At 61.5% G+C, this 24873-nt stretch carries 23 protein-coding genes; 22 read left to right on the plus strand and 1 reads right to left on the minus strand.

Going from position 1 to position 24873, the window contains the following annotated elements:
- The first annotated feature begins 283 nt into the window (after nucleotides 1-283).
- The 19 genes from ABTV22_RS10620 (at nucleotide 284) to ABTV22_RS10710 (ending at nucleotide 17428) form a co-directional block, all read left to right on the plus strand.
- Nucleotides 284-2236, plus strand: coding sequence for a YncE family protein (locus tag ABTV22_RS10620; RefSeq protein WP_433739982.1), 1953 nt, complete (start codon nucleotides 284-286; stop codon nucleotides 2234-2236).
- A 12-nt stretch (nucleotides 2237-2248) separates the two neighbouring features.
- Nucleotides 2249-2905, plus strand: coding sequence for an SCO family protein (locus ABTV22_RS10625; protein ID WP_433739984.1), 657 nt, complete (start codon nucleotides 2249-2251; stop codon nucleotides 2903-2905).
- Nucleotides 2902-3543: an SCO family protein gene (locus ABTV22_RS10630; RefSeq protein ID WP_433739986.1), complete on the plus strand. Its 642-nt coding sequence runs from the start codon at nucleotides 2902-2904 to the stop codon at nucleotides 3541-3543. Before ABTV22_RS10625 ends, ABTV22_RS10630 begins: the two co-directional genes overlap by 4 nt.
- Nucleotides 3544-3552: 9 nt before the next feature.
- Nucleotides 3553-5103 carry a cytochrome c/ABC transporter substrate-binding protein gene (locus ABTV22_RS10635; RefSeq protein WP_433739988.1) on the plus strand — a complete coding sequence of 517 codons (1551 nt, stop codon included), beginning with the start codon at nucleotides 3553-3555 and terminating at the stop codon, nucleotides 5101-5103.
- Nucleotides 5104-5116: 13 nt separating this feature from the next.
- Nucleotides 5117-6070, plus strand: a complete 954-nt coding sequence (locus ABTV22_RS10640; RefSeq protein ID WP_433739990.1) for a peptidylprolyl isomerase — start codon at nucleotides 5117-5119, stop codon at nucleotides 6068-6070.
- Between the two features lie 222 nt (nucleotides 6071-6292).
- Nucleotides 6293-6826 (plus strand): response regulator, encoded by a 534-nt coding sequence (locus ABTV22_RS10645; protein WP_433739992.1) that lies wholly within the window; start codon nucleotides 6293-6295, stop codon nucleotides 6824-6826.
- An 84-nt stretch (nucleotides 6827-6910) separates the two neighbouring features.
- On the plus strand, nucleotides 6911-8617 hold the full coding sequence (locus tag ABTV22_RS10650; RefSeq protein WP_433739994.1) for a GspE/PulE family protein: 1707 nt from the start codon (nucleotides 6911-6913) through the stop codon (nucleotides 8615-8617).
- Nucleotides 8598-9401 carry a hypothetical protein gene (locus tag ABTV22_RS10655; protein ID WP_433739996.1) on the plus strand — a complete coding sequence of 268 codons (804 nt, stop codon included), beginning with the start codon at nucleotides 8598-8600 and terminating at the stop codon, nucleotides 9399-9401. Before ABTV22_RS10650 ends, ABTV22_RS10655 begins: the two co-directional genes overlap by 20 nt.
- A 1-nt stretch (nucleotide 9402) precedes the next feature.
- Nucleotides 9403-9966, plus strand: coding sequence for a PilN domain-containing protein (locus tag ABTV22_RS10660; RefSeq protein ID WP_433739998.1), 564 nt, complete (start codon nucleotides 9403-9405; stop codon nucleotides 9964-9966).
- Nucleotides 9953-10501, plus strand: a complete 549-nt coding sequence (locus ABTV22_RS10665; RefSeq protein ID WP_433740000.1) for a GspMb/PilO family protein — start codon at nucleotides 9953-9955, stop codon at nucleotides 10499-10501. The genes ABTV22_RS10660 and ABTV22_RS10665 overlap by 14 nt, the downstream gene beginning before the upstream one ends.
- Nucleotides 10501-11019, plus strand: coding sequence for a hypothetical protein (locus tag ABTV22_RS10670; RefSeq protein ID WP_433740002.1), 519 nt, complete (start codon nucleotides 10501-10503; stop codon nucleotides 11017-11019). The genes ABTV22_RS10665 and ABTV22_RS10670 overlap by 1 nt, the downstream gene beginning before the upstream one ends.
- Nucleotides 11016-12902, plus strand: coding sequence for a secretin N-terminal domain-containing protein (locus ABTV22_RS10675; RefSeq protein WP_433740003.1), 1887 nt, complete (start codon nucleotides 11016-11018; stop codon nucleotides 12900-12902). The genes ABTV22_RS10670 and ABTV22_RS10675 overlap by 4 nt, the downstream gene beginning before the upstream one ends.
- Nucleotides 12903-12904: 2 nt before the next feature.
- The gene (locus ABTV22_RS10680) at nucleotides 12905-13378 is read left to right on the plus strand and encodes a type II secretion system protein (RefSeq protein ID WP_433740005.1); all 474 of its coding nucleotides are present in this window, start codon (nucleotides 12905-12907) and stop codon (nucleotides 13376-13378) included.
- A 4-nt stretch (nucleotides 13379-13382) separates the two neighbouring features.
- Entirely contained in the window at nucleotides 13383-13757 is a 375-nt protein-coding gene (locus ABTV22_RS10685; RefSeq protein ID WP_433740007.1) for a type II secretion system protein, read from the plus strand.
- Nucleotides 13732-14271: a type II secretion system protein gene (locus ABTV22_RS10690; protein WP_433740009.1), complete on the plus strand. Its 540-nt coding sequence runs from the start codon at nucleotides 13732-13734 to the stop codon at nucleotides 14269-14271. Before ABTV22_RS10685 ends, ABTV22_RS10690 begins: the two co-directional genes overlap by 26 nt.
- On the plus strand, nucleotides 14268-14657 hold the full coding sequence (gene csgE, locus ABTV22_RS10695; RefSeq protein WP_433740011.1) for a curli production assembly/transport protein CsgE: 390 nt from the start codon (nucleotides 14268-14270) through the stop codon (nucleotides 14655-14657). The genes ABTV22_RS10690 and csgE overlap by 4 nt, the downstream gene beginning before the upstream one ends.
- A complete protein-coding gene (locus tag ABTV22_RS10700) occupies nucleotides 14654-15070 on the plus strand; it encodes a curli assembly protein CsgF (protein ID WP_433740013.1) in 417 nt (138 codons plus the stop codon). Before csgE ends, ABTV22_RS10700 begins: the two co-directional genes overlap by 4 nt.
- Before the next feature lie 30 nt (nucleotides 15071-15100).
- Nucleotides 15101-15964, plus strand: coding sequence for a CsgG/HfaB family protein (locus tag ABTV22_RS10705; RefSeq protein WP_433740015.1), 864 nt, complete (start codon nucleotides 15101-15103; stop codon nucleotides 15962-15964).
- Nucleotides 15965-17125: 1161 nt separating this feature from the next.
- A complete protein-coding gene (locus ABTV22_RS10710; protein WP_433740016.1) occupies nucleotides 17126-17428 on the plus strand; it encodes a DUF6124 family protein in 303 nt (100 codons plus the stop codon).
- A gap of 123 nt (nucleotides 17429-17551) precedes the next feature.
- On the opposite strand, the gene xthA is transcribed toward ABTV22_RS10710, so the two are convergent.
- On the minus strand, nucleotides 17552-18364 hold the full coding sequence (xthA, locus tag ABTV22_RS10715) for an exodeoxyribonuclease III (RefSeq protein WP_433740018.1): 813 nt from the start codon (nucleotides 18362-18364) through the stop codon (nucleotides 17552-17554).
- A 373-nt stretch (nucleotides 18365-18737) separates the two neighbouring features.
- Between xthA and ABTV22_RS10720 the strand changes: the two genes are divergently transcribed.
- The 3 genes from ABTV22_RS10720 (at nucleotide 18738) to ABTV22_RS10730 (ending at nucleotide 24867) form a co-directional block, all read left to right on the plus strand.
- On the plus strand, nucleotides 18738-19388 hold the full coding sequence (locus ABTV22_RS10720) for a GNAT family N-acetyltransferase (RefSeq protein WP_433740020.1): 651 nt from the start codon (nucleotides 18738-18740) through the stop codon (nucleotides 19386-19388).
- Between the two features lie 65 nt (nucleotides 19389-19453).
- On the plus strand, nucleotides 19454-21181 hold the full coding sequence (locus ABTV22_RS10725) for an autotransporter assembly complex protein TamA (RefSeq protein ID WP_433740022.1): 1728 nt from the start codon (nucleotides 19454-19456) through the stop codon (nucleotides 21179-21181).
- 11 nt (nucleotides 21182-21192) lie between these two features.
- Nucleotides 21193-24867: a translocation/assembly module TamB domain-containing protein gene (locus tag ABTV22_RS10730; protein WP_433741361.1), complete on the plus strand. Its 3675-nt coding sequence runs from the start codon at nucleotides 21193-21195 to the stop codon at nucleotides 24865-24867.
- Nucleotides 24868-24873 lie beyond the last annotated feature (6 nt).

Genomic DNA, 24873 nt, shown 5'->3' on the forward strand with positions numbered 1-24873 from the left:
GCCAAAAAAGGGGGGACACCACCGCACCCCCGTAGGAGCGAGGCTTGCCCGCGAAGGGTGCGCCTCGGTTTAGCGGCGAAGCCAATGGCGCCTTCGCCGGCAAGCCTGGCTCCTACGGGCGAGGGTGAGGGGGGCAGTGGGCTCACCGCCCACGTAGGAGCGAGGCTTGCCCGCGAAGGGTACGCCTCGGTTTAACGGCGAAGCCAATGGCGCCTTCGCCGGCAAGCCTGGCTCCTACGGGTGTAGGTGGGGCAGAGGGTTGGATCTGAGGGAGTGATTTGCAATGAACAGGACCATCACATTCGCCAGTTGGGCCTTGGTGATCGGCGTTGGGCTGATCTGGTTGGGGGTGTCGAGGACAACCCCGCCGGTGATGCTCGACGAAGTGGCGCTGCCCAATACCTGGACCGGCCAGACCCTTGAGCGTGATGGTGTGTCGGTGGTGCTCGATGTGCGGCCGCTGGCCGAGGATGGTGTGCTGCGTGAAGGTGAGTTTGCCGACGTGCAATTCCGGGTCACTGATAAAGCCTCGGGGCAACCGCTGGCGGGTGTCGCGCCCGGCGCCTGGCTCGACCCGGAAACCACGGCCGCTGACAAAGCCCAGGGCCGTGAACAGAGCTGCAAGGCCCGCGTCGGTGTGTTCCTCAAATCCAACATCGGCGCCCGACCTTTGCTCGACCTCAACAGCTACTTCCTGCTGGTGATGAACCGCGATGCCAGCGTCTCGGTGGTCGATCCGTCGGTATCGGTGGGCGGCATCACCAGCACCATGGCCCGGATCGACATCAAGCAACCGCCGATGGATTGGGTCACGCCCAAGGACAACAAACGCGTCTTCGTGTCGATGCCGACCGCCAATGAGGTCGCGGTGATCGACAGCGAGCGCTTCAAGGTGCTCGAGTCGGTGGCGGCCGGCAACAACCCGGTGCGCGTGGCTTTGCAGCCGGACGAACGCCTGCTGTGGGTGGGCAACAATGCCAAGTCCGCGGAGCAATCCGGGGTGACGGTGATCGACACCGCCAGCCTCAAAACCCTCAAGCACCTGGCCACCGGCGGCGGCCATCATGAGATCGCCTTCAGCAAGGACAGCCGTTTTGCCTTTGTCACCAACCGCGACGACGGCACCCTGAGCATCATCGACATCGCCAGCCTGACCCTGCTCAAACAGCTCAAGACTGGGTCGCACCCGCTGTCGGTGGTCTATTCGCCACTGTCCGGCGCGGCGTATGTGGCGGACGGACAGGACGGCACGGTCACCGTGGTCGATGCCACGAGTCAGTCGGTACGGCGGGTGATCAAGGTCAAGCAGGGCCTGGGACCGATGGGCTTCAGCGGCGACGGTCGTTTCGGCATTGTGCTCAACACCCTGGAGAACCAGGCCTCGGTGATCGACGCCGCCACCGATTCACTGATCCACGAACTGGACGTGTCCGCCGAACCCTATCAAGTGGTGTTCACCAAGGCCTATGCCTACGTTCGTGGGTTGGCATCGCCCAAGGTGACGATGATCAACCTGGCCTCCCTGGGGGAAGGCCGCAAGCCGATCAGTCAGGGTTTCGAGGCCGGTACCCAGCCACCACGGCTGGCCGGTGATCTGCCGCTGGCCTCAAGCCTCGGGGTGTCGCGGGACGAGAACTCGGTGTTCGTGGTCAACCCGGTGGACAACACCACCTATTTCTACGCCGAAGGCATGAATGCGCCGATGTCCGGCTACCCCAATCGCGGGCAAGTGGCGCGGGCGGCGCTGGTGATCGACCGCAGCCTGCGCGAAGTCGAACCGGGGCTGTACAGCGCACGGGTCAAGCTGCCACCGGCCGGGCGCTTCGACGTAGCGTTCCTGCTCAACCAGCCGAACATCGTCCATTGCTTCAGCACCGTGATCGAGCCGAACACGGTCACCCCGAAACAGGCTGGCGCGCCGAAAGTGGAGTTCATGCTCGACAAGTCCACCGCCGCCCTGGGCAGCCCTTACACCGTGCGTTTTCGCATCGTCCAGGGCAAACAGAAGACGCTGCGCAGCGGGGTCAAGGACGTTCAGGTGCGCTACTTCCTGGCACCGAGTTCACGGCCTCAGCTCGTCGCGGCGCGCGATGTCGGCGACGGTGTTTACGAAGCTCCGGTCACCCTCGACCAGAAAGGCGCCTGGTACCTGCACGTGCGTGCGGCGTCCCTGGGCGCGAACTTTGACGATCAGACGTTTGCCAGCGTTCGGGTGTTGCCCGGCGAAGCTCATTGAGAGGACATGGACATGAATCGATTTGCACACCGTGGACTGTTGACGCTCTGCCTGTTGTCCGTGGGTATCGGTCAGGCGTTGGCGCATTCAGCGGATGAACATGCCGGCCATACCATGGCGGCCAAAAGCGCCAGCTCGGAGAAGGCCCAGGTCAAGTTCGCCGACGTGCCGCTGGTGGACCAGAACGGCAAGACCGTAAGCCTGGAGAAGGACCTGATCAGCAACAAGATCGTGGTCATGAGCTTCATCTACACCAGCTGTACCACGGTCTGCCCGGTGGTGTCGTCGATCATGGGCAAGGTGCAGCAACAGCTGGGCGCACGGGTCGGCACCGAGGTGCAACTGGTGTCGATCAGCATTGACCCGCAGCGCGACGATGCCAAACGGCTGAATGACTACGCCCGTACCTTCCAAAAAGGCCCGGGCTGGAGCTGGCTCACCGGCACCCCGCAGTCGGTCAATGAAACCCTCAAGGGCCTGGGCAGTTTCAGTGGCGACTTCAAAAACCATCAGCCGTTGATTCTGGTGGGCGACGGCAACAGCCGTCACTGGACGCGCTACTACGGTTTCACCGACCCGACCGTGCTCAGCCGTGAAGTCGAGAAACTCAGCGGCGAGCGCAACGCCCACGCCAAGCACACTGCCATTGCGATGGAGCAGCAGCCATGAAAGCGCTTGCCTTGATCCTCTTGACCATGTGCTTTTGCGTGATCAGCTTCCTGGCGTTTTCCCATGAAGGGCATGGCCAACCGGCGACCGCCACTGAAGCGGTGGCACCGGCAACGGTGGCAGCGCAACCGGCGGGTGGCACTCATGATGCGAAAACATGGTTCACCGATACCCCCTTGCAGGATCAGAACGGCAATACCTTGCGTTTCTACAGCGATGCGTTACAGAACCGCGTGGTGTTGCTCAATGTGATTTACACCAGTTGTAATGATGCTTGTCCGCTGATCACTCAGAAACTCAAACAAGTGCGTGAAGTGTTGGGCGACAAGGCGGACGGCATCACCTTTATTTCCCTTACCAGTGATCCGCTGCGGGACACGCCAGCGGTGCTCAAGGCCTACACCTTGAAGCAGGGCGTCGATGGCCCTCACTGGCTTTTTCTTACCGGCGACAAGGCACAAATGGACCTTGTACTAGGCCGAATCGGCCAGATAGTGCCGACCCCCGAGCAACACTCGACCCAGTTGATCGTTGGCGATGTGGCCAACAAACGCTGGAGCAAAATCCGCCCCGACGCCCCGGCCGCCGCCATTGCTCAGCGCTTGCAGTTGCTGACAATGCCCGTGGCCGGTCGTTGAGTCCGCGCCATGAAAAGCGCCCTCATCCTCGGTCTGATCCTGCTCGCAAACGTTGGCCTGACCGCTCAGGCATTGCCGCTGACGCCCAGCGAGAGCGCCGGTAAGCGGCTGTATCGCGAGGGCGTGTCGGCCAGTGGCGAGCCCATCATGGCGCGGATCGGAGCGGCCGGCATGCTGCTGCCGGCCACCAGCCTGCCGTGCGCCAACTGCCACGGTGCCGATGGGCTGGGGCGCCCCGAGGGCGGGGTGCGGCCGCCGGAATTGACCTGGTCGCGACTCACCAGCACCTACGGTCAACAGCATATCAATGGGCGTACCTACCCGGCTTATACCGACAGCACATTGGCCAGGGCGGTACAGGAGGGGCGGGACCCCGGCAACAATCGACTCGACCCGGCAATGCCGCGCTTCGCGCTGTCGATGAATGATCAACGCAACCTCACGGCGTACCTCAAGCGCCTGGCCGATGACCGCGACCCCGGCTTGAGCCCCGACAGCCTGCACCTGGGCACATTGTTGCCGAGCACCGGACCCTTGAGCGAAGAGGGCGCCACGGTGGCGTCGGTGCTCAAGGGGTGCGTGGCGCGAATCAACGAAGCGGGGGGCATTCATGGACGGCAGTTGCGCCTGACCATCCTCGATCCAGGTCCGGACCGCGCCAGTGCCGAGCAGGCCTTGAATCAACTGATCGAACAGGAGCAGGTGTTTGCCCTGATCGCCCCGTTGGCACCGGCGCTGGATGCCGACTTGGCGCCACGCCTGGAACAAGCCGGCGTGCCCCTGATCGGACCGTTATCGCTACAAGGGACGGCTCGGCTCGGGCGACAAATCTTCGAACCGCTGCCGGGGCTGCGCGAGCAGATGATAGCCCTGGCCAATTACGCCGCCGCCAGTTTGCGGGTCTTGCCGGGACCGACGCTGATCGCCTACCCAGACGAGCCCGGCCAACGGCTGGCCGCGGAGAATCTTGCGCAGTACCTGCAAGACAACGCCTGGCAGAAGGTGCGCCTGCAGACCTATCAGTCGGCGCAGGATGAATTGCCGCTGGGTTCGCGCTCGGTGTTCTACCTGGGCAGCAGCAGCGGTTTCAGTCATTTGGCTGAACGCTTGCAGACGGCGGGGCAGGTGCCTTACATGTTTGCCGCCTCGAATCAGGTGGCCGGTGACTTGCTGCAAATGCCCAGCGATTTTTCCCGCCGGGTCTTCCTGGCCTACCCATTCGTGCCCAGCGACTGGTCGCTGGCAGGGCGCCAGGCCCTGACCCAGTTGCGCGAACGCCAGCGCTTGGGGGGTGAGCATGCGGTGCTGCAAGTCGGCGCGTTCAGTTCGATGATGCTGCTCAGCGAAGGCATGAAACAGGCCGGGCGGGACGCCAGCCGCGAAAAACTGATCAGTGCCCTGGAGGGACTGCATGACTTTGATACCGGCCTGACGCCGCTGATCAGCTTCGGACCGGGCCGGCGCCTGGGCCTGAGCGGCGCGCATGTGGTCACGGTGGACTTGCCTGACCAGCGCTTCTATCTGGTTGCCCCTTACAAACCCATTGCTGTCATGCCCTGACCGGAGGCTGTACATGAGACTTAACACTTTGCTGGTCTTGTTGACGTTGTGGGTACCGACGGCCTTTTGCAGCAATGGCCCGGTCGCGGCACGGGTCAATGGCGAGGAAATCAGCCAGCTGCGCCTGGAGCGTTACTTCGCCGAATATCTGGAAGATCAGGGACGGGCGGTCGCCAGCATTCGCAATCCCAGTGCTTACAAACAGTTGCGTAAGGCAGCACTGGACGCGTTGATCGACAAGGAATTGCTCTGGCAGGAAGCGCTCAAGCGCGGCGTGGTGATCAGCGATGCCACGGTGAAAAGTCAGGTGGATCAGACCCGTCAGGCGATGGGTGGTGCGCAAGTGTTCGCCCGGCGCCTGGAGGACGCCGGTTTCGATGAGGCCGCTTACATCGAGTACACCCGCCGTGATCTGGCGGCGCAACAGGTGTTTGCCGAACTCACCAAAATCGGCGAACCGGACGAAAAACAGGTCCGGGCGTTTTTCGACGAGCACCGCGCCGAGATGAGCCGGCCTGAGGAAATTCGTGTCAGGCATATCCTGATCAAAGTGCCTCAGGGTGCGGAGCCTTCCACTGTTGAGGCTGCGAGACTACGCTTGGAGGTAATCCGTAACAAAATCGGACAGGGGGCAGACTTCGCCAGCGTTGCCCGCAACAGCTCCGAAGACGTCTCGGCCAGCCAGGGTGGCGACCTGGGCTACTTCTCCCGAGGGCGCATGCTGCCTGAGTTCGAGGCGGCCGCCTTTGCATTGGCGCCAGGGGCCGTCAGCGAACCCGTGCGCACAGCGGTGGGTTGGCACTTGATTTATTTAGAGAACCGAATGGAGGCAACAGATGTCACAGAGGAGCAAGGACTTGACATGGTACGGGCGTACCTTGCCCGACAGAAACAGGTCCAGGCTCGTCTGCAGGTTCTGGCACAGCTGCGTTCCAGCAACCGGATCGAACGGATTGATGACGATTGAACAGTCCCCCAAAAGTGGGGAAAAGCTTCAATGCCCACCCGTTCGGTTTTCCCCGCTTTTGGGGGTGGGGGACGTGGACGAAAAAAGCATTGTTTTTAAATTCAAGGACATGAAGCGAAAAATCGACCGGCGCTCAGCCTGGCATGAAGTGTGCGTTAGACCTTGTAAGGCGCGCACTCTGCCAGGTTCGGTTTTCGGACCTGCGGTTTCAAGGAGTCGACCTTGTTAAACAAAGTACTGGTTGTTGAAGACGAACAGCTGCTAGCGGAAAACCTCCAGGGTTACCTGCAGGCGCAAGCGCTGGAAGTCCGGATAGCTCACAACGGTGAGACCGCGATCGGCGAAGCCGAACGTTTTTCACCCGATGTGATGGTGTTCGATTACCGCTTGCCCGATATGGAAGGCTTTCAGGTGCTCGATGCCGTCCGCCAGAACAGGAAGTGTCATTTTGTGCTGATCACAGGGCACCCCACCGCAGAGGTTTGCGAAAGGGCCCGGCAACTGGGAGTCAGCCACATCCTGTTCAAACCGTTTCCGTTGGCGGAATTGGCCCGTGCAGTCTGCGATCTTCTGGGGGTGGAGCGCGAACCCAAAGCGGGCGCGAGCAGTTCCGAAGGCTTTGTCGAACGACGCCAGAGCAGGACCGAAAGTTTCCCGCTGCAGTTGTACGACGGTAGTTGGGTGCTAGCGGATCGCCGACGAAACACTTCGGCCTCCAAAGCGCCAGACGACGAACAATTGCTCACCGGGGAGTAATGGCGCGACAAGACGTTCCGGCACCCGCCGCAATTGCTCGCCGCGCCGACAGGGCTCAAAGCCCCGGGCGTTGGAGAGCAAACCATGGACCGTCTATCCCTTGTCGTCGATGCTGTGCCATTGGAGTGTGTACCGACCCGCTTTACCAGTGAGCAATTGGCCCAGGCACGGACCCTGGCCGCCGCTTCCGGCGAGCGAGTCCTCGATGCCCTCGGGGAACTGTGCGAACTGGACCCCATGCCCTTCATTCAATGCCTGGGCGCCACCCTGCATTATCCGGTGCTCGACACCGACAGCCTGTTTCAATCCACACCCGTATTCGATCGGGTCACCCTGGCCCAATGCCTCAAGCGTGAATTCATCCTGCTGCGTCACGACGACGCCGTCATCGGTGTGTTTGCCGACCCCTTCGACACGGCCCGCCTAGCCTGGATCGACGATTGCCTGCACGGCGCGCCTCTGTACCTGGTGCACGCCGACGACCTGAAAGCCTACCTGGCGCGCCACGAAGAGAGCTTCCACGCGGTGGAGTCGCTCAATGCGCAATCGGACGCCAATATCGAAATCGATAACCTGCAAACCCTGTCCCTGACCAGCATCAGCGAAGACTCGAGCGTGGTGGTCAAGCTGGTCAACTCGACCCTGTACGACGCGCTGAAAATGCACGCCAGCGACATTCATTTGGGCACCACCGGCAGTGGCCTGGTGATCAAATACCGCATCGATGGCGTGCTCAACAACATCAGCAAGATCCAGGGCAGCGAGTTCGCCGAACAGGTGATTTCCCGGGTCAAGGTCATGGCCGAACTGGACATCGGCGAAAAACGTGTGCCCCAGGATGGTCGCTTCAAGATCGGCATCAATGGCCGGCAGATCGACTTCCGGGTGTCGATCATGCCGAGCATTTTCGGCGAGGACGCGGTACTGCGGGTGCTCGACAAACAGGACCTGGCCGACAAAGTCTGCGGCGTGCAATTGCAGGCCCTGGGCTTTGAAGAAGAAACCCTGCGCCAACTGCGCCGTCTGGCCGCCGAGCCCTACGGCATGGTGCTGGTGACCGGTCCGACCGGTAGCGGCAAGACCACCACGCTGTACGCGATGATCACCGAGATCAACCACGGCGTGGACAAGATCATCACCATTGAAGACCCGGTGGAATATCAACTGCCGGGCGTGCTGCAAATCCCGGTCAACGAAAAGAAAGGCCTGACCTTCGCCCGCGGCCTGCGCTCGATCCTGCGCCATGACCCGGACAAAATCATGGTCGGTGAAATCCGCGACCCCGATACCGCACAGATCGCCGTGCAATCGGCCCTCACCGGGCACCTGGTGTTCACCACGATCCACGCCAACAACGTGTTCGACGTGATCGGCCGTTTCACCCAGATGGAAATCGACCCTTACAGCCTGGTGTCCGCACTCAATGCCGTGCTGGCCCAGCGCCTGATTCGCCTGGTGTGCGCCACCTGCAGCGCGCCCTACACCCCGAACGAAGAAGAGCTGCAAGCCTCGGGGCTCGATCCGCAACAGGTTGCCCACTACCACTTCGTCCATGGCAAGGGCTGCGGTCATTGCCGCGGCACCGGTTACCGCGGGCGCAGTGCGATTGCCGAGTTGCTGCACCTGGACGATGAACTGCGGCAGATGATCGTCGAACGCCAACCCATTTCGAAAATCAAGGCTCACGCCTGCAAGCGTGGCTTGCGCCTGCTGCGCGAATCCGCGCTGGAACTGGTGCAACAGGGCCGGACCACTCTCGAGGAGATCAATCGTGTCACTTTTATCTCGTGAGCGTTATGTCGCCGTCCTCGGCGCCAATGGTGTCGGCCTCGGTCAGCGCCAGGGCAGTCAAACCCTGTGGCTGGGCAGCGTCGGCTACATCGATGAAGGCTTCCAGGCCTGGCACGTGGCCCTGGAAACCCTCGACCGCCTACTGGGCGAACATGCCCACGCAGGGGCCGAACTGACGGTGGTGATCTCCGGCCACTTCAGCCGCTTCTGCCTGGTGCCCTGGAGTGAGCAGATCAGCAGCCCGGACGAACTGCAGGGCTTCGCCCAACTGTGCTTCGAAGACCTTTACGGGGCGCCGAATCAACCCTGGAGCCTGATGATTTCGGCCGAGCCCGCCGGCTACGACCGCATCGCCACCGCGCTGCCCCAAGACCTGCTGGATCGCCTGCGCAGCTTGGTCAGTAACCGTGGCATGAAGCTGCGCTCCGTACAGCCGTACCTGATGGCCGCCTTCAACCATTTCGATAAAAGCTTCGACGCCGGGGACTTCCTGTTCGTGGTCGCCGAACCTGTGCGCAGCGTGATGCTGGTGGCCCGCGAAGGACGCTGGACCTCGGTGCGTTCGGTGGGCAGCAACGACAGTGATGCCGCGCTGACCGCGCTGATCGGCCGCGAAAGCCACTTGCAGGCCTCCACCAGCGAACGGCCACTGAACGTTTACCTGCACGCCCCGGCGCGCATCGACTCGCACCCGGAAGTACCCGGTGTGCACCTGCGGACCCTGGAAGAGGACCGGACAGCCGTACACGATTGCCTGTACGTCATGTCTCGGGCGGTGGCCTGACATGCGCGCCCTGATGCTCGACTTTCAACCGCGCCGCCGTTCGACGCCCCTGGGCTGGAGCCTGCTGGCCGGTGGCGTGGTGTTGGCGCTGACCTGCATCGCGATTCAGCAACACATAGGCGCGCAGGCCGAAGAACAGCAAGGTCACCTGCAAACCACTCAACGGGTGCTCAGTGGCGATACCGGCACGGGTGCCAGCACTGGCACCAAGGTCAGCCTGACCCCGGCGGAAACCCGCGAGCAGGCACAGAACCTGGCGGAAATGCGCAAGGTCTCGCAGCAATTACGCCGCCCTTGGGAACGTCTGTTCTCCACCCTTGAAGCCATGCCTCGGGAAAATGTCGCGTTGCTGAGCATCACGCCAGATGCCCGCAAGGGCCAGGTGCGGATCAGTGCCGAGGCGCGGGACCTGGAAGCCATGCTCGATTTCCACCAACGCCTGGAAGCGACTGACGAGCTGTCCGACGTGTCGCTGCTGAGCCACGAGATCGTGACCAACGTGCCGGAGCAACCGGTGCGTTTCAATCTGTCGGCTACCTGGGAGATTGGCGATGCAAATCCCTAAATTGATCGTCCGTGAATACCTGCAAAGCCTGGGCGTGCCGGGTCTGGCAGGTTTGGCTCTGGTGGTGCTGGCATTGACCTGGGGCCTGGCCGGGCTGTTGCCGGACTGGCAATCGCTGCAAAGCCTCAGCCAGCAGACCCGCGAAGCCCGCGAGTACCTGGCCAAGGTTGAAGACGGCACGGTGGCCGCGCCGGTGGTGCCGCAGCGCCAGCTCGATGATTTCCGCAGCAAATTGCCCTCGCAGCCTCAGGCCACCGTGGCCATCGACAAGATCTACGCCCTGGCCGCTCAGGAGCGCATCACGCTGTCGCGCGGCGAGTACTCGCTGGGCGTCGATCCCAAGACTCACCTGGCCCGGTATCAGATCTTACTGCCGGTACGGGGCAGCTACCCACAACTGCGGCGCTTCATGCACGCCTTGCTGGGCCAGTTGCCTGCGGTGGTGGTGGAAGACCTGGAGTTGCAGCGCAAAAAAATCGCCGATACCGACCTGACCGGCCGGATCCGCATGACCCTTTACCTGTCGAGGTCATGATGAACAACAAACGCGCAGTGGGTTGGGTAGCGTTCCTCGGCGTGGCCGCGGCGCTGACCTGGTTGCCCGAATACTTCAAGCCGGCCGATGACGCCGAGGTCGACGTGGCCGCCGTGGCCACTCCCGACAAGGCCAAGACCGGAGGTGCGCTGCCAGCGGCCAAAGTGGCCGGTGCGGCGGCAGCGATCAAGGACCTGAGCCCGGCCGGTGACTTGTTCTCCGCCCGCAGCTGGAAAGCGGCGCCGACCCTGGCCAGCGTCACCGAACAACCCGTCAACGTCACCCCGGTGGTGCAGGCCCCCGCTGCACCGCCCATGCCCTTCCAGTTCATCGGCCGGATGGACGACCGTACCGACCTGCAGGTTTTCCTGCAGAACGGCGAGAAAATCTACGTCGTGCGCAAAGGGGATGTGATCGACGCAACATGGAAGATCGAGCGGATTTCCGACATGGAATTGAGCCTGGTCTATCTGCCTCTGCATTTGTCCCAGACTCTGTCTGTAGGGAGCGCGCAATGAACAAATCCCGCTTGCTGATGAGCATTGGTTTCTGTGCCGGGCTGGCCGCTTGCAGTTCGGCGCAGGTGGCCAAGGATGAAGGCACCACCCTGATGGAGTCGGGTCAGTACGAAGCCGGCCTGGCCCGGATCGAGGCAGGGATACGGGAAAACCCGCGTGATACCGAGCTGCACCTGGCGTTGACCAGCGGCCGTGCCCGGGCGGTGACGGCGTTGATGACTCAAGGGGACATGGAGCGTGCCCAGCGTGACTTCGCCTCGGCACGCCTGACTTACGGTCGGGTACTGACCATCGAACCGCACAACCGTCGGGCCCAGGACGCCATCCAGCAACTTGATCACATGCGCAGTCTCGATGAAAAACTCGAATTGGCCCGTGGCGACCTGCGTCGCGGCGACATCTACGGTGCCGATCGCCAGGTCAAACAGATCCTGGAGCTGGACCCCAACAACGAAGGCGCCCTGGAGCTGCAAAGCAATATCCGCCTGGTGCAGAGCCGCAACGTGGTTCAGTACCCACAATTGCGCACTCGCCTGGACAAGCCGGTCACCCTGGAGTTTCGCGACGCCAATCTCAAGACCATCTTTGAAGTACTGTCCCAGGTCGCCGGCCTGAACTTTATCTTCGACAAGGACCTGCGTCCGGACATGAAAGCCACGATCTTCGTGCGTGATGTGCGCATCGAAGACGCCGTGGAACTGCTGCTGCAACAGAACCAGCTGCACCAGAAAGTGGTGAATGAAAATACCTTGCTGATCTACCCGGATTCGCCGCAAAAGCTCAAGGATTACCAAGAGCTGGTAATGCGCACCTTCTACCTGACCAGCATTGATGCCAACACTGCGCTGAACATGGTCAAGACCATGCTCAAGACCCGCGACGTGTTCGTCGATGAACGCCTCAATACCCTGACCATGCGCGATACCGGCGACGCGGTTCGCATGGCAGAAAAACTCCTGCAATCGCAAGACCAGTCCAACCCCGAAGTGGTGCTGGAAGTGGAAGTGATGGAAGTCGCCACCCAGCGCATTCTCGACCTTGGCCTGCAATGGCCGAACACCTTCGGTGTGGTCAACAGCGACGGTTCGGCGGTGACCATTCTGGATCAGCTCAAGGGCATCGACTCCAGCCGGATCACCATCTCGCCATCGCCACAAGCCAAGATCAACGCCCAGGACAACGACATCAACACCTTGGCCAGCCCTGTGATTCGGGTGAGCAACCGCGAACAGGCACGGATCCACATCGGTCAGCGCGTGCCGATCATCAGCGCCACCTCGGTACCGTCGACTCAAGGACCGGTGATCACCGAAAGCGTGACTTACCTCGATGTCGGTCTGAAACTGGAAGTGCAGCCGACTGTGCACCTGAACAACGAAGTGGCGATCAAGGTGGCGCTGGAGGTCAGTAACGCCACGCCGCTGGAACCGACCCGCCAGGGCACCATTCCGGTACAGGTCGATACCCGCAACGCCCAGACCACCCTGCGTCTGCACGATGGCGAAACCCAGATCCTTGCCGGCCTGATGCGCAACGACCATGGCGCCACCGGCAACAAGATCCCGGGCCTTGGCGACATTCCGGGACTGGGCCGCCTGTTCGGCAGCAACAAGGACACTGTCGGCAAATCGGAGCTGGTGTTGTCGATCACTCCTCGCGTGGTGCGCAACCTGCCGTACCAGAGCCCGTCAGACATGGAATTCACGACCGGCACGGAAACCAGCATGCACATCCAGGCGCCGGATCGCCGGATGGACACTTCGGTAGAACCTGAGCCTACGGTGCAAACAAAGCCTGCGGTGCAAACAAAGCCTACGGTTCAAGCCAAGTCCATCGGTCAGCCAGTCGCCACCAACGTCGAAATCAGCGTCGGGAAGCCTTGATCATGAACGCCTCGCAACGCGGTTTTACCCTGATCGAAGTCGTGGTGACGCTGGCCCTGATCGGCCTGCTGGCCGGCATGGCCGCACCGCTGACCGAGACCGTGGTGCGCCGGGGCAAAGAGCAGGATCTGCGCACCGCGTTGTACCAGATCCGCGATGCCATCGACGCCTACAAACGGGCCTTCGATGCGGGCTACATCGAGAAGACGCTCGACAGCAATGGCTACCCGCCCAACCTGAAAGTGCTGGTCGAAGGCGTGCGTGATGTGCGCAGCGTCAAGGGGGCGAAGTTCTACTTCCTGCGGCGCATTCCCCACGATCCGCTGGCGACGGTCAAGCGTGACGATGACGGTGGCTGGGGCCTGCGCGCCTATGACAGTTCGGCTGAAAACCCACGGGATGGCCAGGACGTCTTCGACGTCTATTCCAAGGCCCGTGGCAAAGGCCTCAACGGCATCGCCTACCGGGAGTGGTGAGCATATGCGTCGGGAAAAGGGTTTCACCCTACTGGAACTGATGGTGGTGATGGCAATCATCGCAACCCTGATGACCATCGCCTTGCCACGCTACTTCAACAGCCTGGAGGCCTCGAAGGAGACCACCCTGCGCCAGAGCCTGTCGGCGATGCGCGAAGCACTGGATCACTATTACGGTGACACCGGGCACTACCCCGATTCTCTCGAACAGCTGGTGGAATTGCGCTACCTGCGCAACCAGCCCATGGACCCGATCGCCGAACGCAAGGACACCTGGGTCCTGGTGGCACCGCCTGAAGGCGTGGCCGGCGGGGTGGCCGATATCAAGAGCGGTGCCACAGGGAGGGCGCGTGATGGCAGCCTGTATTCCGAGTGGTAAGCCGGGAACAGAGGACGGCTTCACCTACCTGGGTGTGCTGTTGCTGATCATGGTGATGGGCATGGGCCTGGCCAGTGCCGGCGAATTGTGGGCCACCGCCGCCAGGCGCGACCGCGAACGCCAGTTGCTGTGGGTCGGCACCCAATATGCCCAGGCCCTGCGCAGCTATTACCGCAGCTCGCCTGGCCTGGCCCAGTACCCCAAGGAATTGGCCGATCTGTTGCAGGACGAGCGTTTTCCCAGCGCCAAGCACCATCTGCGCCAGCTCTATCCGGACCCGATCGGCGGTGGCGAATGGTTCCTGATGCGCGGCTTCGACGGACGCATCACCGGCATCAGCAGCCCGTCGACGGACAAACCCCTGAAGCAGACTGACTTTCCTGCACAGTGGTCGGATTTCAACGGCATGGAAAGCTACAAGGACTGGCAGTTCGTGGCCGAGAAGGCCTTTACCGACGGCGCCTCGGGCCCTGCCAAAGGCCAGTCCACCGCGCCACAGGCGTTGCAGCCATGAAACGCTTCTGCCTGGCGTTGATCCTGGTGTTGAGCAGCGGCCTGGCCTCGGCCGCCGAGGAGGACGAAATGCTCGGCTTCATCATCGACGACACGATTTCGCACATCGGCCACGATTTTTACTACTCGTTCAGTGAACGCCTGCGCGCCACCAGCCCGATGGATTTCAACCTGGTGGTTCGCGAACGACCTTCGGCGCGCTGGGGCAGCCTGGTGACCGTGGAATTTCAACAACGTTTGGTTTATCGGCGCTTCCTGCCGCCCAACACCGTGGAGCTTAAGGACGAGGCCTATGCCGCCGCCGACTGGGTACGCGGGCAGATTACTCAGCGCAAGCTGGAAGCCTTGTTGCAGGACACCACGGACCTTGAGAGGGACGAACTATGAAAACAAAAATGTTTTTGCAGCACGCCGGTTTTTGCCTGCTCGGCCTTGGCGCCTGTGCGCTGGCCCAGGCCACGGAACTGGTCTACACGCCTGTCAATCCGGCGTTCGGCGGCAACCCGTTGAACGGCACCTGGCTACTGAACAACGCCCAGGCGCAAAACGACTTCGACGACCCGGATCTGAAAAACCGCTCCAGTGCCACCGGAACCTCGGCGCTGGACCGCTTTACCGCACAGCTGCAATCGCGGTTGCTGGGGCAATTGATGGACAACATCTCCAACGGCAACACCGGAAGCCTGTCCACTGACGCGTTTATCGTCAACGTCGTCGACGACTCCGGGCAATTGACGATTGAAGTGACCGATCGAGCCACTGGCGAGCTGTCGGAAATCAAGGTGAACGGCCTGAACTGAAAGGAATCGGGTCGATGGGGAGTTAAGGACATGAAAAAAATAATAGCGCTAGGGCTGATATTGGCGGCATTACAAGGTTGTGCACTGCGCGAGCCTTTACCGGCCGAGCAGGACGAAAAAATCCCGACCCTGACCCCCAGGGCCTCGACCTACTACGACCTGATCAACATGCCACGGCCCAAGGGTCGCTTGATGGCGGTGGTGTACGGCTTCCGTGACCAGACCGGGCAGTACAAACCGACTCCGGCCAGTTCGTTTTCCACCAGCGTCACCCAGGGCGCGGCAAGCATGCTGATGGACGCCTTGCAGGCCAGCGGCTGGTTCGTGGTGCTGGAGCGTGAAGGGCTGCAGAACCTGTTGACCGAACGCAAAATCATCCGCGCCTCGCAAAAGAAACCGAACACCCCGGTGAACATCCAGGCTGAACTGCCACCGCTGCAAGCGGCGAACATGATGCTAGAAGGCGGGATCATCGCCTATGACACCAACGTGAAAAGCGGGGGAGAAGGGGCGCGTTACCTGGGCATCGACATCTCTCGGGAGTATCGCGTGGACCAGGTCACGGTCAACCTGCGGGCCGTGGACGTGCGCAGCGGCCAGGTGCTGGCCAACGTGATGACCAGCAAGACCATTTACTCCGTGGCCCGCAGCGCCGGTGTGTTCAAGTTCATCGAGTTCAAGAAGTTGCTGGAGGCCGAGGCTGGCTACACCACCAACGAGCCGGCGCAGTTGTGTGTGCTGTCGGCGATCGAGGCGGCGGTGGGGCATATGCTGGCGCAGGGGATCGAGCGGCATCTGTGGCAGGTGGCGGGGGATCCTTCGACGCCCGAGGCCAATGCGACGCTGGATCGGTACCTGACGCAGAACAAGGTGGTGCCTGAGGAGCAAGAGTGACCGAGGCGGCCTTCGGGCCGACCTGGTTCTTGCGGATGTACCCCTGATCAACTGTGGGAGCTGGCTTGCCAGCGATGGCGGCCTAGTAGCCGACCTGTTACTCACGGATGTACCCAATCCAACGTAGGAGCTGCCGAAGGCTGCGATCTTTTGATCTTGCTTGTAAAAATCAACATCAAAAGATCGCAGCCTTCGGCAGCTCCTACAAAACAGCAGGTGTCTGTGGGGCCCGGAGCGTGGCTACAACTGGCGATCGAGGCGGCGGTGGGGCGGATGTTCACCCATGTGCTTTTGCTTTGTGCCTTTGTAGGAGCAAGGCTTGCCCGCGAAGGCGGTCTGACTTGCGACAAAAATCTTAGGAGCTGAGTCGGCATTTGTGGCGAGGGAGCTTGCTCTCGCTCGGCTGCGCAGCAGCCGTATATCCATTCACTGCGGTGTGTCTGTCTAAACGGTATCGGCTGCTTTCGGCGCCGCTTCGCGCCCCAACGCGAGCAAGCTCGCTCGCTACAGGGGTTGTGGCTGAAGGAAATATCTTAGGACCCGGAGCGCGGCTACATCGCCTTGCGTGCTTTGTGCTTTGTGCTTTGTGTTTTTTTGTAGGAGCAAGGCTTGCCTGCGATGGCGGCCTGACTTCCGACGAAAATCTTAGGGGCTGAGTCGGCATTTGTGGCGAGGGAGCTTGCTCTCGCTCGGCTGCGCAGCAGCCGTATATCCATTCACTGCGGTGTGTCTGTCTAAACGGTATCGGCTGCTTTCGGGGTCGCTTCGCGCCCCAACGCGAGCAAGCTCGCTCGCCACAGGGGTTGTGGTTGAAGGAAATATCTTAGGACCCGGAGCCGGGGCTACATCGCCTTGCGTCGCGGCCTACAACTACGCCAGAATCCGCCGGTTTGTGCGCCTTGGAACCCGACCCTATCTTTGCCGGGTCGCTGCCAATTCAGCGATCGGGTTTCGCAGCCCGGGTCAATCAAGGCGCTCAGTGCCCCATGTCCTTTCAGTTGGCGTTTTTTTGGTCTTCTGAATGACGTTATGGCGGTTGTGCGCGGGAGACTTTCGAGTCTGCCGGGTTCCTTGATTCCCGGTCTGCGAACCTGCGTACAGCTGCCACCTTCTTCGTTTCGCAGCGAACAGTGGTAGCTCCATCAATCAAGGAGCATCACCATGGTCAAACCGTCCCCCAATTCACCCGAATCTAAAGCCGATCCCCCCGCCCGCGAACGCCCCCTCAAACCCACCACCGCACACAACCCCAGCACCATGTTCCTCATCGCCCCGGACATCAGGACCGAAGACTTGCTGGCCCACGCCTGCGAATCCCTGGCGTCTGCCAGTGTCATGGCCAGCGATTTCGCGACGTTTCTGGACAGGCCGCAGCGCTGTACGTTGCTGGGGATTCAGCAGGTGATCATGCTGGCGGATCTGGCGGTGAATCGGGCGCTGGATAATCTCGATCCGCAGGGCTGACTAATCAATTCTCTGTAGGAGCGAGCTTGCTCGCGATGGCGTCAGTCCAGTCAACGAAAAAGGTGCCTGACACACCGCCATCGCGAGCAAGCTCGCTCCCACAGGGCCGATTTAAGCTTGAAATCAGCTCAACTCAAGCCAGATTGGCGCATGATCCGAAGGTTTTTCCATGCCGCGCAGTTCGTAGTCCACGCCCGCGTCCTTGACCCGTGGCAGCAAGCCATGGGAGGCCAGGATCAGGTCGATGCGCAGTCCGCGCTTGGGCTCGTCTTCGAAGCCGCGGCTGCGGTAGTCGAACCAGCTGAAGCGGTCGGCCACGTCCGGGTTGAGGTGGCGGAAACTGTCCACCAGGCCCCAGTTTTTCAAGCGGGCCATCCATTCGCGTTCTTCCGGCAGGAAGCTGCATTTGCCGGTTTTCAGCCAGCGCTTCATGTTGTCCGGGCCGATGCCGATGTCGCAGTCTTCCGGGGAGATGTTCACATCACCCATGACCACCAGCGGCTGGTCGTTCTTGAACTGGGTTTCCAGCAGTTGCTGCAAGTCGCTGTAGAAGCGTTCCTTGGCCGGGAATTTGGTCGGGTGGTCGCGGCTTTCACCTTGTGGGAAATAGCCGTTCATGATGGTCACCGGTACGCCATTGGCATCGGCGAAGGTGCCCCAGATGAAGCGCCGCTGCGCGTCTTCTTCATCGGTGGCAAAACCTTTGTGCAGGGCAATCGGTTCCTGGCGCGAGAGCAGGGCGACGCCGTAGTGGCCCTTTTGGCCGTGGAAATACACGTGGTAGCCCAGGGCCTTGATTTCTTCGAGGGGGAACTGGTCGTCGTGGACCTTGGTTTCTTGCAACCCGATGACATCGGGCTGATGCTTTTCGATCAGCGCCGCCAGCTGATGGGGACGGGCACGCAGCCCGTTGATGTTGAAGGAGACAATCTTCATGGTCGGCAGTCCTGGCAAAAGGGCGATGCTAGCTGACATGTAGGAATGGGGCCAGTGTGGGGTGAGGGGATTTACGGTGGCCTGTCAGAAATCTATTAGTAGTGCCGGCCTCATCGCGGGCAAGCCCGCTCCCATAGTGAACGGGGCCGTACACAAAATTTTCATTCACTCGTAATCTGTGGGAGCGGGCTTGCCCGCGAAGAGGCCGGTACAACCAACCTCATAATTGACTGACTGATCAACGCCTCGTGCCACCTTCGTTCCCATACTGAATGAGTCTGGTCTATACCTGTGGGGGGAACTGTGTCGTCACCCATTGCCTCCTACCTACAAGAGCGCCGCCACTCGCGCTGCGCCGGGGAGATCAACCGTCATGCCCGAAACGTCTAACGCCATTGCCGATATTCATATGCTCGACAGCGGTTATTCCCGCGAAGCGCGTTCGTTGTTGTACCAGGCTTACCGACACGAGCCGACGTTCAGCTATCTATTTGAATCGGAACGCCCCGGCTATGAGCAGCGGGTACGTGCGACGGTGCGGGAGTTGGTCTTGCAACACTTTTTGCAGGATTTGCCGGCTATCGGCCTGCTGGTCAATGACCGTTTGATCGGCATCGCCCTGATCGCGCCGCCACAACGCCGGCTGGGGATTACCGAAAGCTGGGTGTGGCGTTTGCGCATGGTGCTCAGCACCGGTTTCCGCTGCACTCGCCGCTACCTTGAGTATCACGAAGCGGTCGCCGCCTGTGCACCGTCCGATTCGGTACACGTCTTGCCGCTACTGGGGATTCATCCGCAATTTCAGGGTAAACACTTCGGCGAGCAGTTGCTGCAAGCGGTGCACAACTGGTGTGCGGTGGATGAAAGCTCGCAAGGGGTGATACTCGACACCGGGGATCCGCGTTATTTGGAGTTCTACAAGCGTCAGGGCTATGAGGAAATCGGCGAGGTGGCAATAGGACCCATCCGTGAGCACGTATTTTTTCATCCCAATCCCCAAGTATTACAAACAGCATCGGCCTAGACGGCGAACTTTTCAGACTGGTCTGTCTCTATCACAGCCCTTAGCTCGTGATAGCATCCGCGCCTATGAAGTTTCCAGGAAGAATGACCAGTGGTGTGCTCCTGCTGATCAGCAGCTGTGCGGCACTGGCCCAAAGTGAATTGGATGTGCGGATCAAACCGTCCAACGATGCACTGAAAGCCAATATAGAGGGCTATATCGGCAGCCTCGGCGATCGTGACGAAGAAGCCTTGCTGCGCTTCAGTCGTGGCGCCGAGGAACAGGCGCGCAAGGCCGCCCAGGCCCTGGGTTATTACCAGCCGCAGATCGACAGCGACGTTAAGGGCGGCAAGACGCCGCGCCTGATCCTCAATATCGAACCTGGCGAGCCGGTGCATTTGCGCAATGTCACGATCCGCATCGACGGCCCGGCGGCGTCCCTCAAAGGGTTTCGCGTGCCCAAGGGCCATGCCCTGCAAACCGGCGCGGTGCTCAACCACGGCCAGTACGACGACGCCAAGCGCCTGATCCAGAACCAGGCCTCGCGCTACGGCTTTTTCAACGGCCATTTCACCCGTTCGAAACTGTCGGTCGACCCGCGGGCCGGCGTGGCCGATATCGAACTGATCTACGACAGTGGTCCGCGTTACTCCCTGGGCAAAGTCAGCTTCGAAGGCGACACGCCGTTCGACGAAGACCTGCTGCAACGCATGGTGCCGTTCAAACCCGGCACGCCCTATGATTCCGAACTGATCGCCGAACTCAACCAGGCCCTGCAATCGAGCGGTTATTTCGAAGGTGTGCGGGTCGATGCGGCACCCACGGCCTCCCAAAACGACGTCATTTCGGTGGACGTCAAACTCGATACCCGCAAGCCACGGACCATGGGCCTGGGCCTTGGCTACTCCACCGACGTCGGCCCACGGATCAAGGCCAACTGGACCCGGCACTGGGTCAACCCGCAGGGCCACAGCTATGGCTGGGAGACCGAAGTCTCGGCGCCACGGCAAAACGTCGGGCTGTTCTACGACATTCCGCTGGACCCGCCGCTGACCGACAAACTGCGCTTTGCCGGTGGTTACCAAAACGAAGAAATCGCCGACAAGGACAGCCTCAGCAAGCTGCTGACCCTGGGCCCGGAATGGCACAGCAAGCTGCCCAGCGGCTGGCAGCGGGTGGTCTCGCTCAAGTGGCAACGCGAGGAGTATCGGCTCGGCGACGACTCCGGGCTCAGTACCTTGCTGATGCCGGGCGTGAGCTACACCTACCTCAAGAGCGACAACCGCATCGATCCGCACAACGGTTACCGCCTGGCCTTCGAAAGCAAAGTGGCCAAGGAAGGCTTGGGCTCGGACAACAACCTGTTCTACGGCACGGCACTGGTCAAAGGTCTGACCACGGTCTTCGACAAGCACCGCTTTCTCGGGCGGGTGCAGGTCGGTGGCAGCGCCACCAACGGCTTCAGCTCGGTGCCACCGTCACTGCGCTTTTTCGCCGGCGGCGACCAGAGCGTGCGCGGGTACGACTATCAAAGCCTGTCCCCGGAAAACAACCAGGGCGACCGCATCGGTGGCCGCTACATGGTCGCCGGCAGCGTCGAGTACCAATACTCCATTGCCGATAAATGGCGGATCGCGACCTTCGTCGATCAGGGCAACTCCTTCAATACCCTGGAACTGCCGAACCTCAAGACCGGGGTCGGCATGGGCGTGCGCTGGGTCTCGCCGGTAGGGCCGATCCGCCTCGACCTGGCCCATGCGCTGGATGACGATGGCGGCATCCGATTGCACTTTTCCATGGGGCCCGAGCTGTGAAGCCTGTTTTTGTGAAGCGTGGCTTGAAAGTAACGCTGCTGGCGATTTTGGCGCTGCTGACGTTGGTGGTCGTGACGCTGGCCTCCGTGCTGGGCACGGCGACAGGCAGTCGCTGGGCACTCGGCTTTGTACCGGGCCTGACCTTGGACAATTTCCAGGGGCGCTTGGGCGGGCAATGGAGCGCCGACCATGTGTTGTGGCAACAGGGCAGCGACCGGGTCGAACTCAATAAAGTGATCTTCGCCTGGTCGCCGTTGTGCCTGACGCGCATGACCCTGTGCATCGAGCAGTTGAAGGCCGATCAGGTCAGCCTGCAGTTTGCGCCCGGCGCTGAAGAACAAAGCAGCGGGCCGATCAGGCTTCCGGACTTGAAGCTGCCGGTAGCCCTGGAACTGGGTGACATTCAAGTGGGCAGCCTGCTGTTCAATGGCAGCGAACAGCTCAAGGACCTGCACCTGGCGGCACACTGGACGGCCAGCGGCTTGCAGATCGACTCGGTCAGTTTGCAACGTGATGAGTTGAGCCTGAACCTGTCCGGCCAGCTGCAACCGACCGGCGACTGGCCGCTCAAGGCGCAAGGTAAACTGACCTTGCCGGCCCCCGGCACCGAGCCCTGGGCGCTGGCCCTCACTGTCGATGGCGACCTGCTCAAGACCCTGAATGTGAAAGCCGACAGCAGCGGCTACCTTAACGGACAACTGACCGGCGAACTGCAACCCTTGGCGGACAACCTGCCGGCCAAGGTGCGCATCACCGCTGACGCCTTCAAACCCAGCGCCGACCTTCCGGACACCCTGCAACTCAACCAGCTGGAACTCACTGGTAATGGCGACCTGAAAAGCGGTTATCAGTTGCTCGGCAAAGCCACGCTGCCCGCCGAACAAGGCCCGGTGGCGCTGGCGTTGCAAGGCAAGGTCGACGCCAGCGGCGCGCAGATCGCCGCACTGGATCTGACGGCCAACGACAAGCAAAGCCTCAAGCTCACGGGGCAACTGGACTGGAGCAAGGGCCTGAATGCCGAAGCGAAAGTCGATTGGCTGGATTTTCCCTGGCATCGTCTCTATCCACTGATCGACGAGCCCGAAGTCGCCTTGCGCACCTTCAAAGGTGAAGTCTCCTACACCGATGGCAAATACCTTGGCCATTTCGACGCCGCGGCGGACGGCCCGGCTGGCGCCTTCAGTCTGGCCAGCCCGTTCGCCGGCGACCTGACGAAAATCTACCTGCAACAAATTCAACTGACCGCCGGGCAGGGCAAGGCCGAAGGGCACCTGAACCTGCAATTCGCCGATGGCATCGCCTGGGACACTGCGTTGGACCTGTCGGCGATCAATCCGGCGTACTGGGTCGCGGAACTGCCGGGCACCCTCGCCGGGCCGCTGCGCAGCAAGGGCGAGATGAAGAATGAAACACTCAGCCTGAGCGCCGACCTCGATCTGAAGGGCAAGCTGCGGGGCCAACCGGCCGTGTTGCAAGCCAAGGCCGATGGCGGCGGCGAGCACTGGAACCTGAACGCGCTGCAAATCCGCCTGGGCGATAACAGCATCAGTGGCAAGGGCAGCCTGCAACAGAAACTCGCTGGGCAGATCGACATCAAGTTGCCGCGCCTGGCCCAGCTGTGGCCGCAATTGCGCGGCCAGATCAATGGCCGGGTCGACGTCGCGGGCACGCTCAAGGCACCGCAAGGCAAGCTCGGACTGCAGGGCTCGCAACTGGCCTTCGCCGACAACCGCCTGCAAAGCCTGAACCTGGACGCCACCCTCGACAGTGCGCAACGGGCGAAATTCGACCTCAAGGGCAGCGGCATTCAGGCCGGCGATACCTCGCTCGGCACCCTGACCGCCAGCGGCCAGGGTGACATCAAGAACCAGAAGCTCAACCTTGACCTGCAAGGGCCGAAGCTGAAACTGGCCCTTGGTCTCGATGGCGCGCTGGATAAGGGCAACTGGCGCGGACGCCTGGCCAGTGGTGATATTCAGGTCGGCGGTCAGGACTGGAAGCTGCAAGGTCCAGCGAGGCTGGAACGGCTGGCGGACGGCAAAATCAACTTCGGCGCCCATTGCTGGATGTCCGGCGCGGCCAGTTTGTGCGGTGAAGACCAGCGCCTGATGCCCGAGCCGAAGCTGCGTTATCACCTCAAGCAATTCCCCATCGACAGCCTGGCTCAGTGGTTGCCGAAGGATTTCGCCTGGCAGGGCCGCCTCAATGCCGACGTGCAACTGGATGTACCGGCCAGCGGCCCGAACGGGCAGATCAGCATCGATGCCAGCGGCGGCACATTGCGGATCAAGGAAAAGGACCAGTGGCTGGACTTCCCGTACCAGACCCTGAACCTCACCAGCAAGCTCACGCCCAAGCGCATCGACACCAACCTCAACTTCGTCGGTGGCAAGCTCGGCGAACTGATGGTGCAGGCGCAGATCAATCCGCTGCCGAAGAACAAACCCTTGACCGGTTCGTTTCGCCTGACTGGCCTGGACCTGTCGGTGGCGCGTCCGTTTGTGCCCATGGTCGAGAAAATCAGTGGGCGCCTGAACGGCAGCGGCACCATTGCAGGCACGCTGCTGGCGCCGCAGGTCAATGGCAATCTGTTGCTCAGTGACGGCGAAGTGTCCGGCCCCGAGTTGCCGCTGGAGATCAAAGCCTTGCAGCTGCGGGCAGCCATCGTGGGCGAAACCGTGCAGCTCAATGGCGATTGGAAAAGTGGCAAGACCGGGCAGGGCAGCCTCAACGGCAACATCGCCTGGGGCCAGGCGCTGGTGGTGGACCTGGCGCTCAAAGGGTCGCAGTTGCCGGTTTCCATCGAGCCGTATGCCAAGCTCGAAGTGGCACCGGACCTGAAGATCTCGATCAAGGACGACAAACTCGCGGTCGCCGGCAAAGTGCATGTGCCCAAGGGCGACATCACCGTTCGCGAACTGCCGCCGTCGACGGTCAAGGTTTCCGGTGACACGGTGATCGTCGGCCAGCAGACCGAAGAGGGCAAACCGCCGATGGCCACGGTCATGGACATCGATGTGGTGGTGGGCGACGACAAGCTGGCCTTCGCCGGGTTTGGCCTGACGGCGAACCTGAAGGGGCACGTGCACATCGGCGACAACCTCGACACCCGTGGCGAACTGTGGCTCAACGACGGGCGTTACCGCGCTTACGGCCAGCGCCTGACGGTGCGTCGCGCGCGTCTGCTGTTTGCCGGTCCCATCGACCAGCCGTACCTCGACATCGAAGCGATTCGTCAGACTGACGACGTGATCGCCGGCATTCGCTTGAGTGGCAGTGCCGAGCAGCCGACCACGCAGATTTTCTCGGAACCTGCCATGAGCCAAGAGCAGGCGTTGTCCTATCTGGTGCTGGGGCGTCCGCTGAGTACCAACGGCGAGGACAACAATATGCTCGCCCAGGCCGCACTCGGGTTGGGCCTGATGGGCAGCTCCGGGGTGACCGGCGGCCTGGCGAAGAACCTGGGCATCGAGGATTTCCAGCTCGATACCGAGGGCAGCGGCAACGCCACCAGCGTGGTCGCCAGCGGCAACCTCTCCGAGAAACTCAGCCTGCGTTATGGCGTGGGCGTGTTCGAACCGGCCAATACCATTGCCTTGCGCTACAAGCTGAGCAAAAAGGTCTACCTCGAAGCGGCGGGCGGTGTAGCCAGTTCGCTGGACATCTTCTACAAGCGGGACTTTTAGTCCTCT

The sequence above is a fragment of the Pseudomonas putida genome (assembly GCF_050990305.1).
GTDB lineage: Bacteria > Pseudomonadota > Gammaproteobacteria > Pseudomonadales > Pseudomonadaceae > Aquipseudomonas > Aquipseudomonas putida_AH.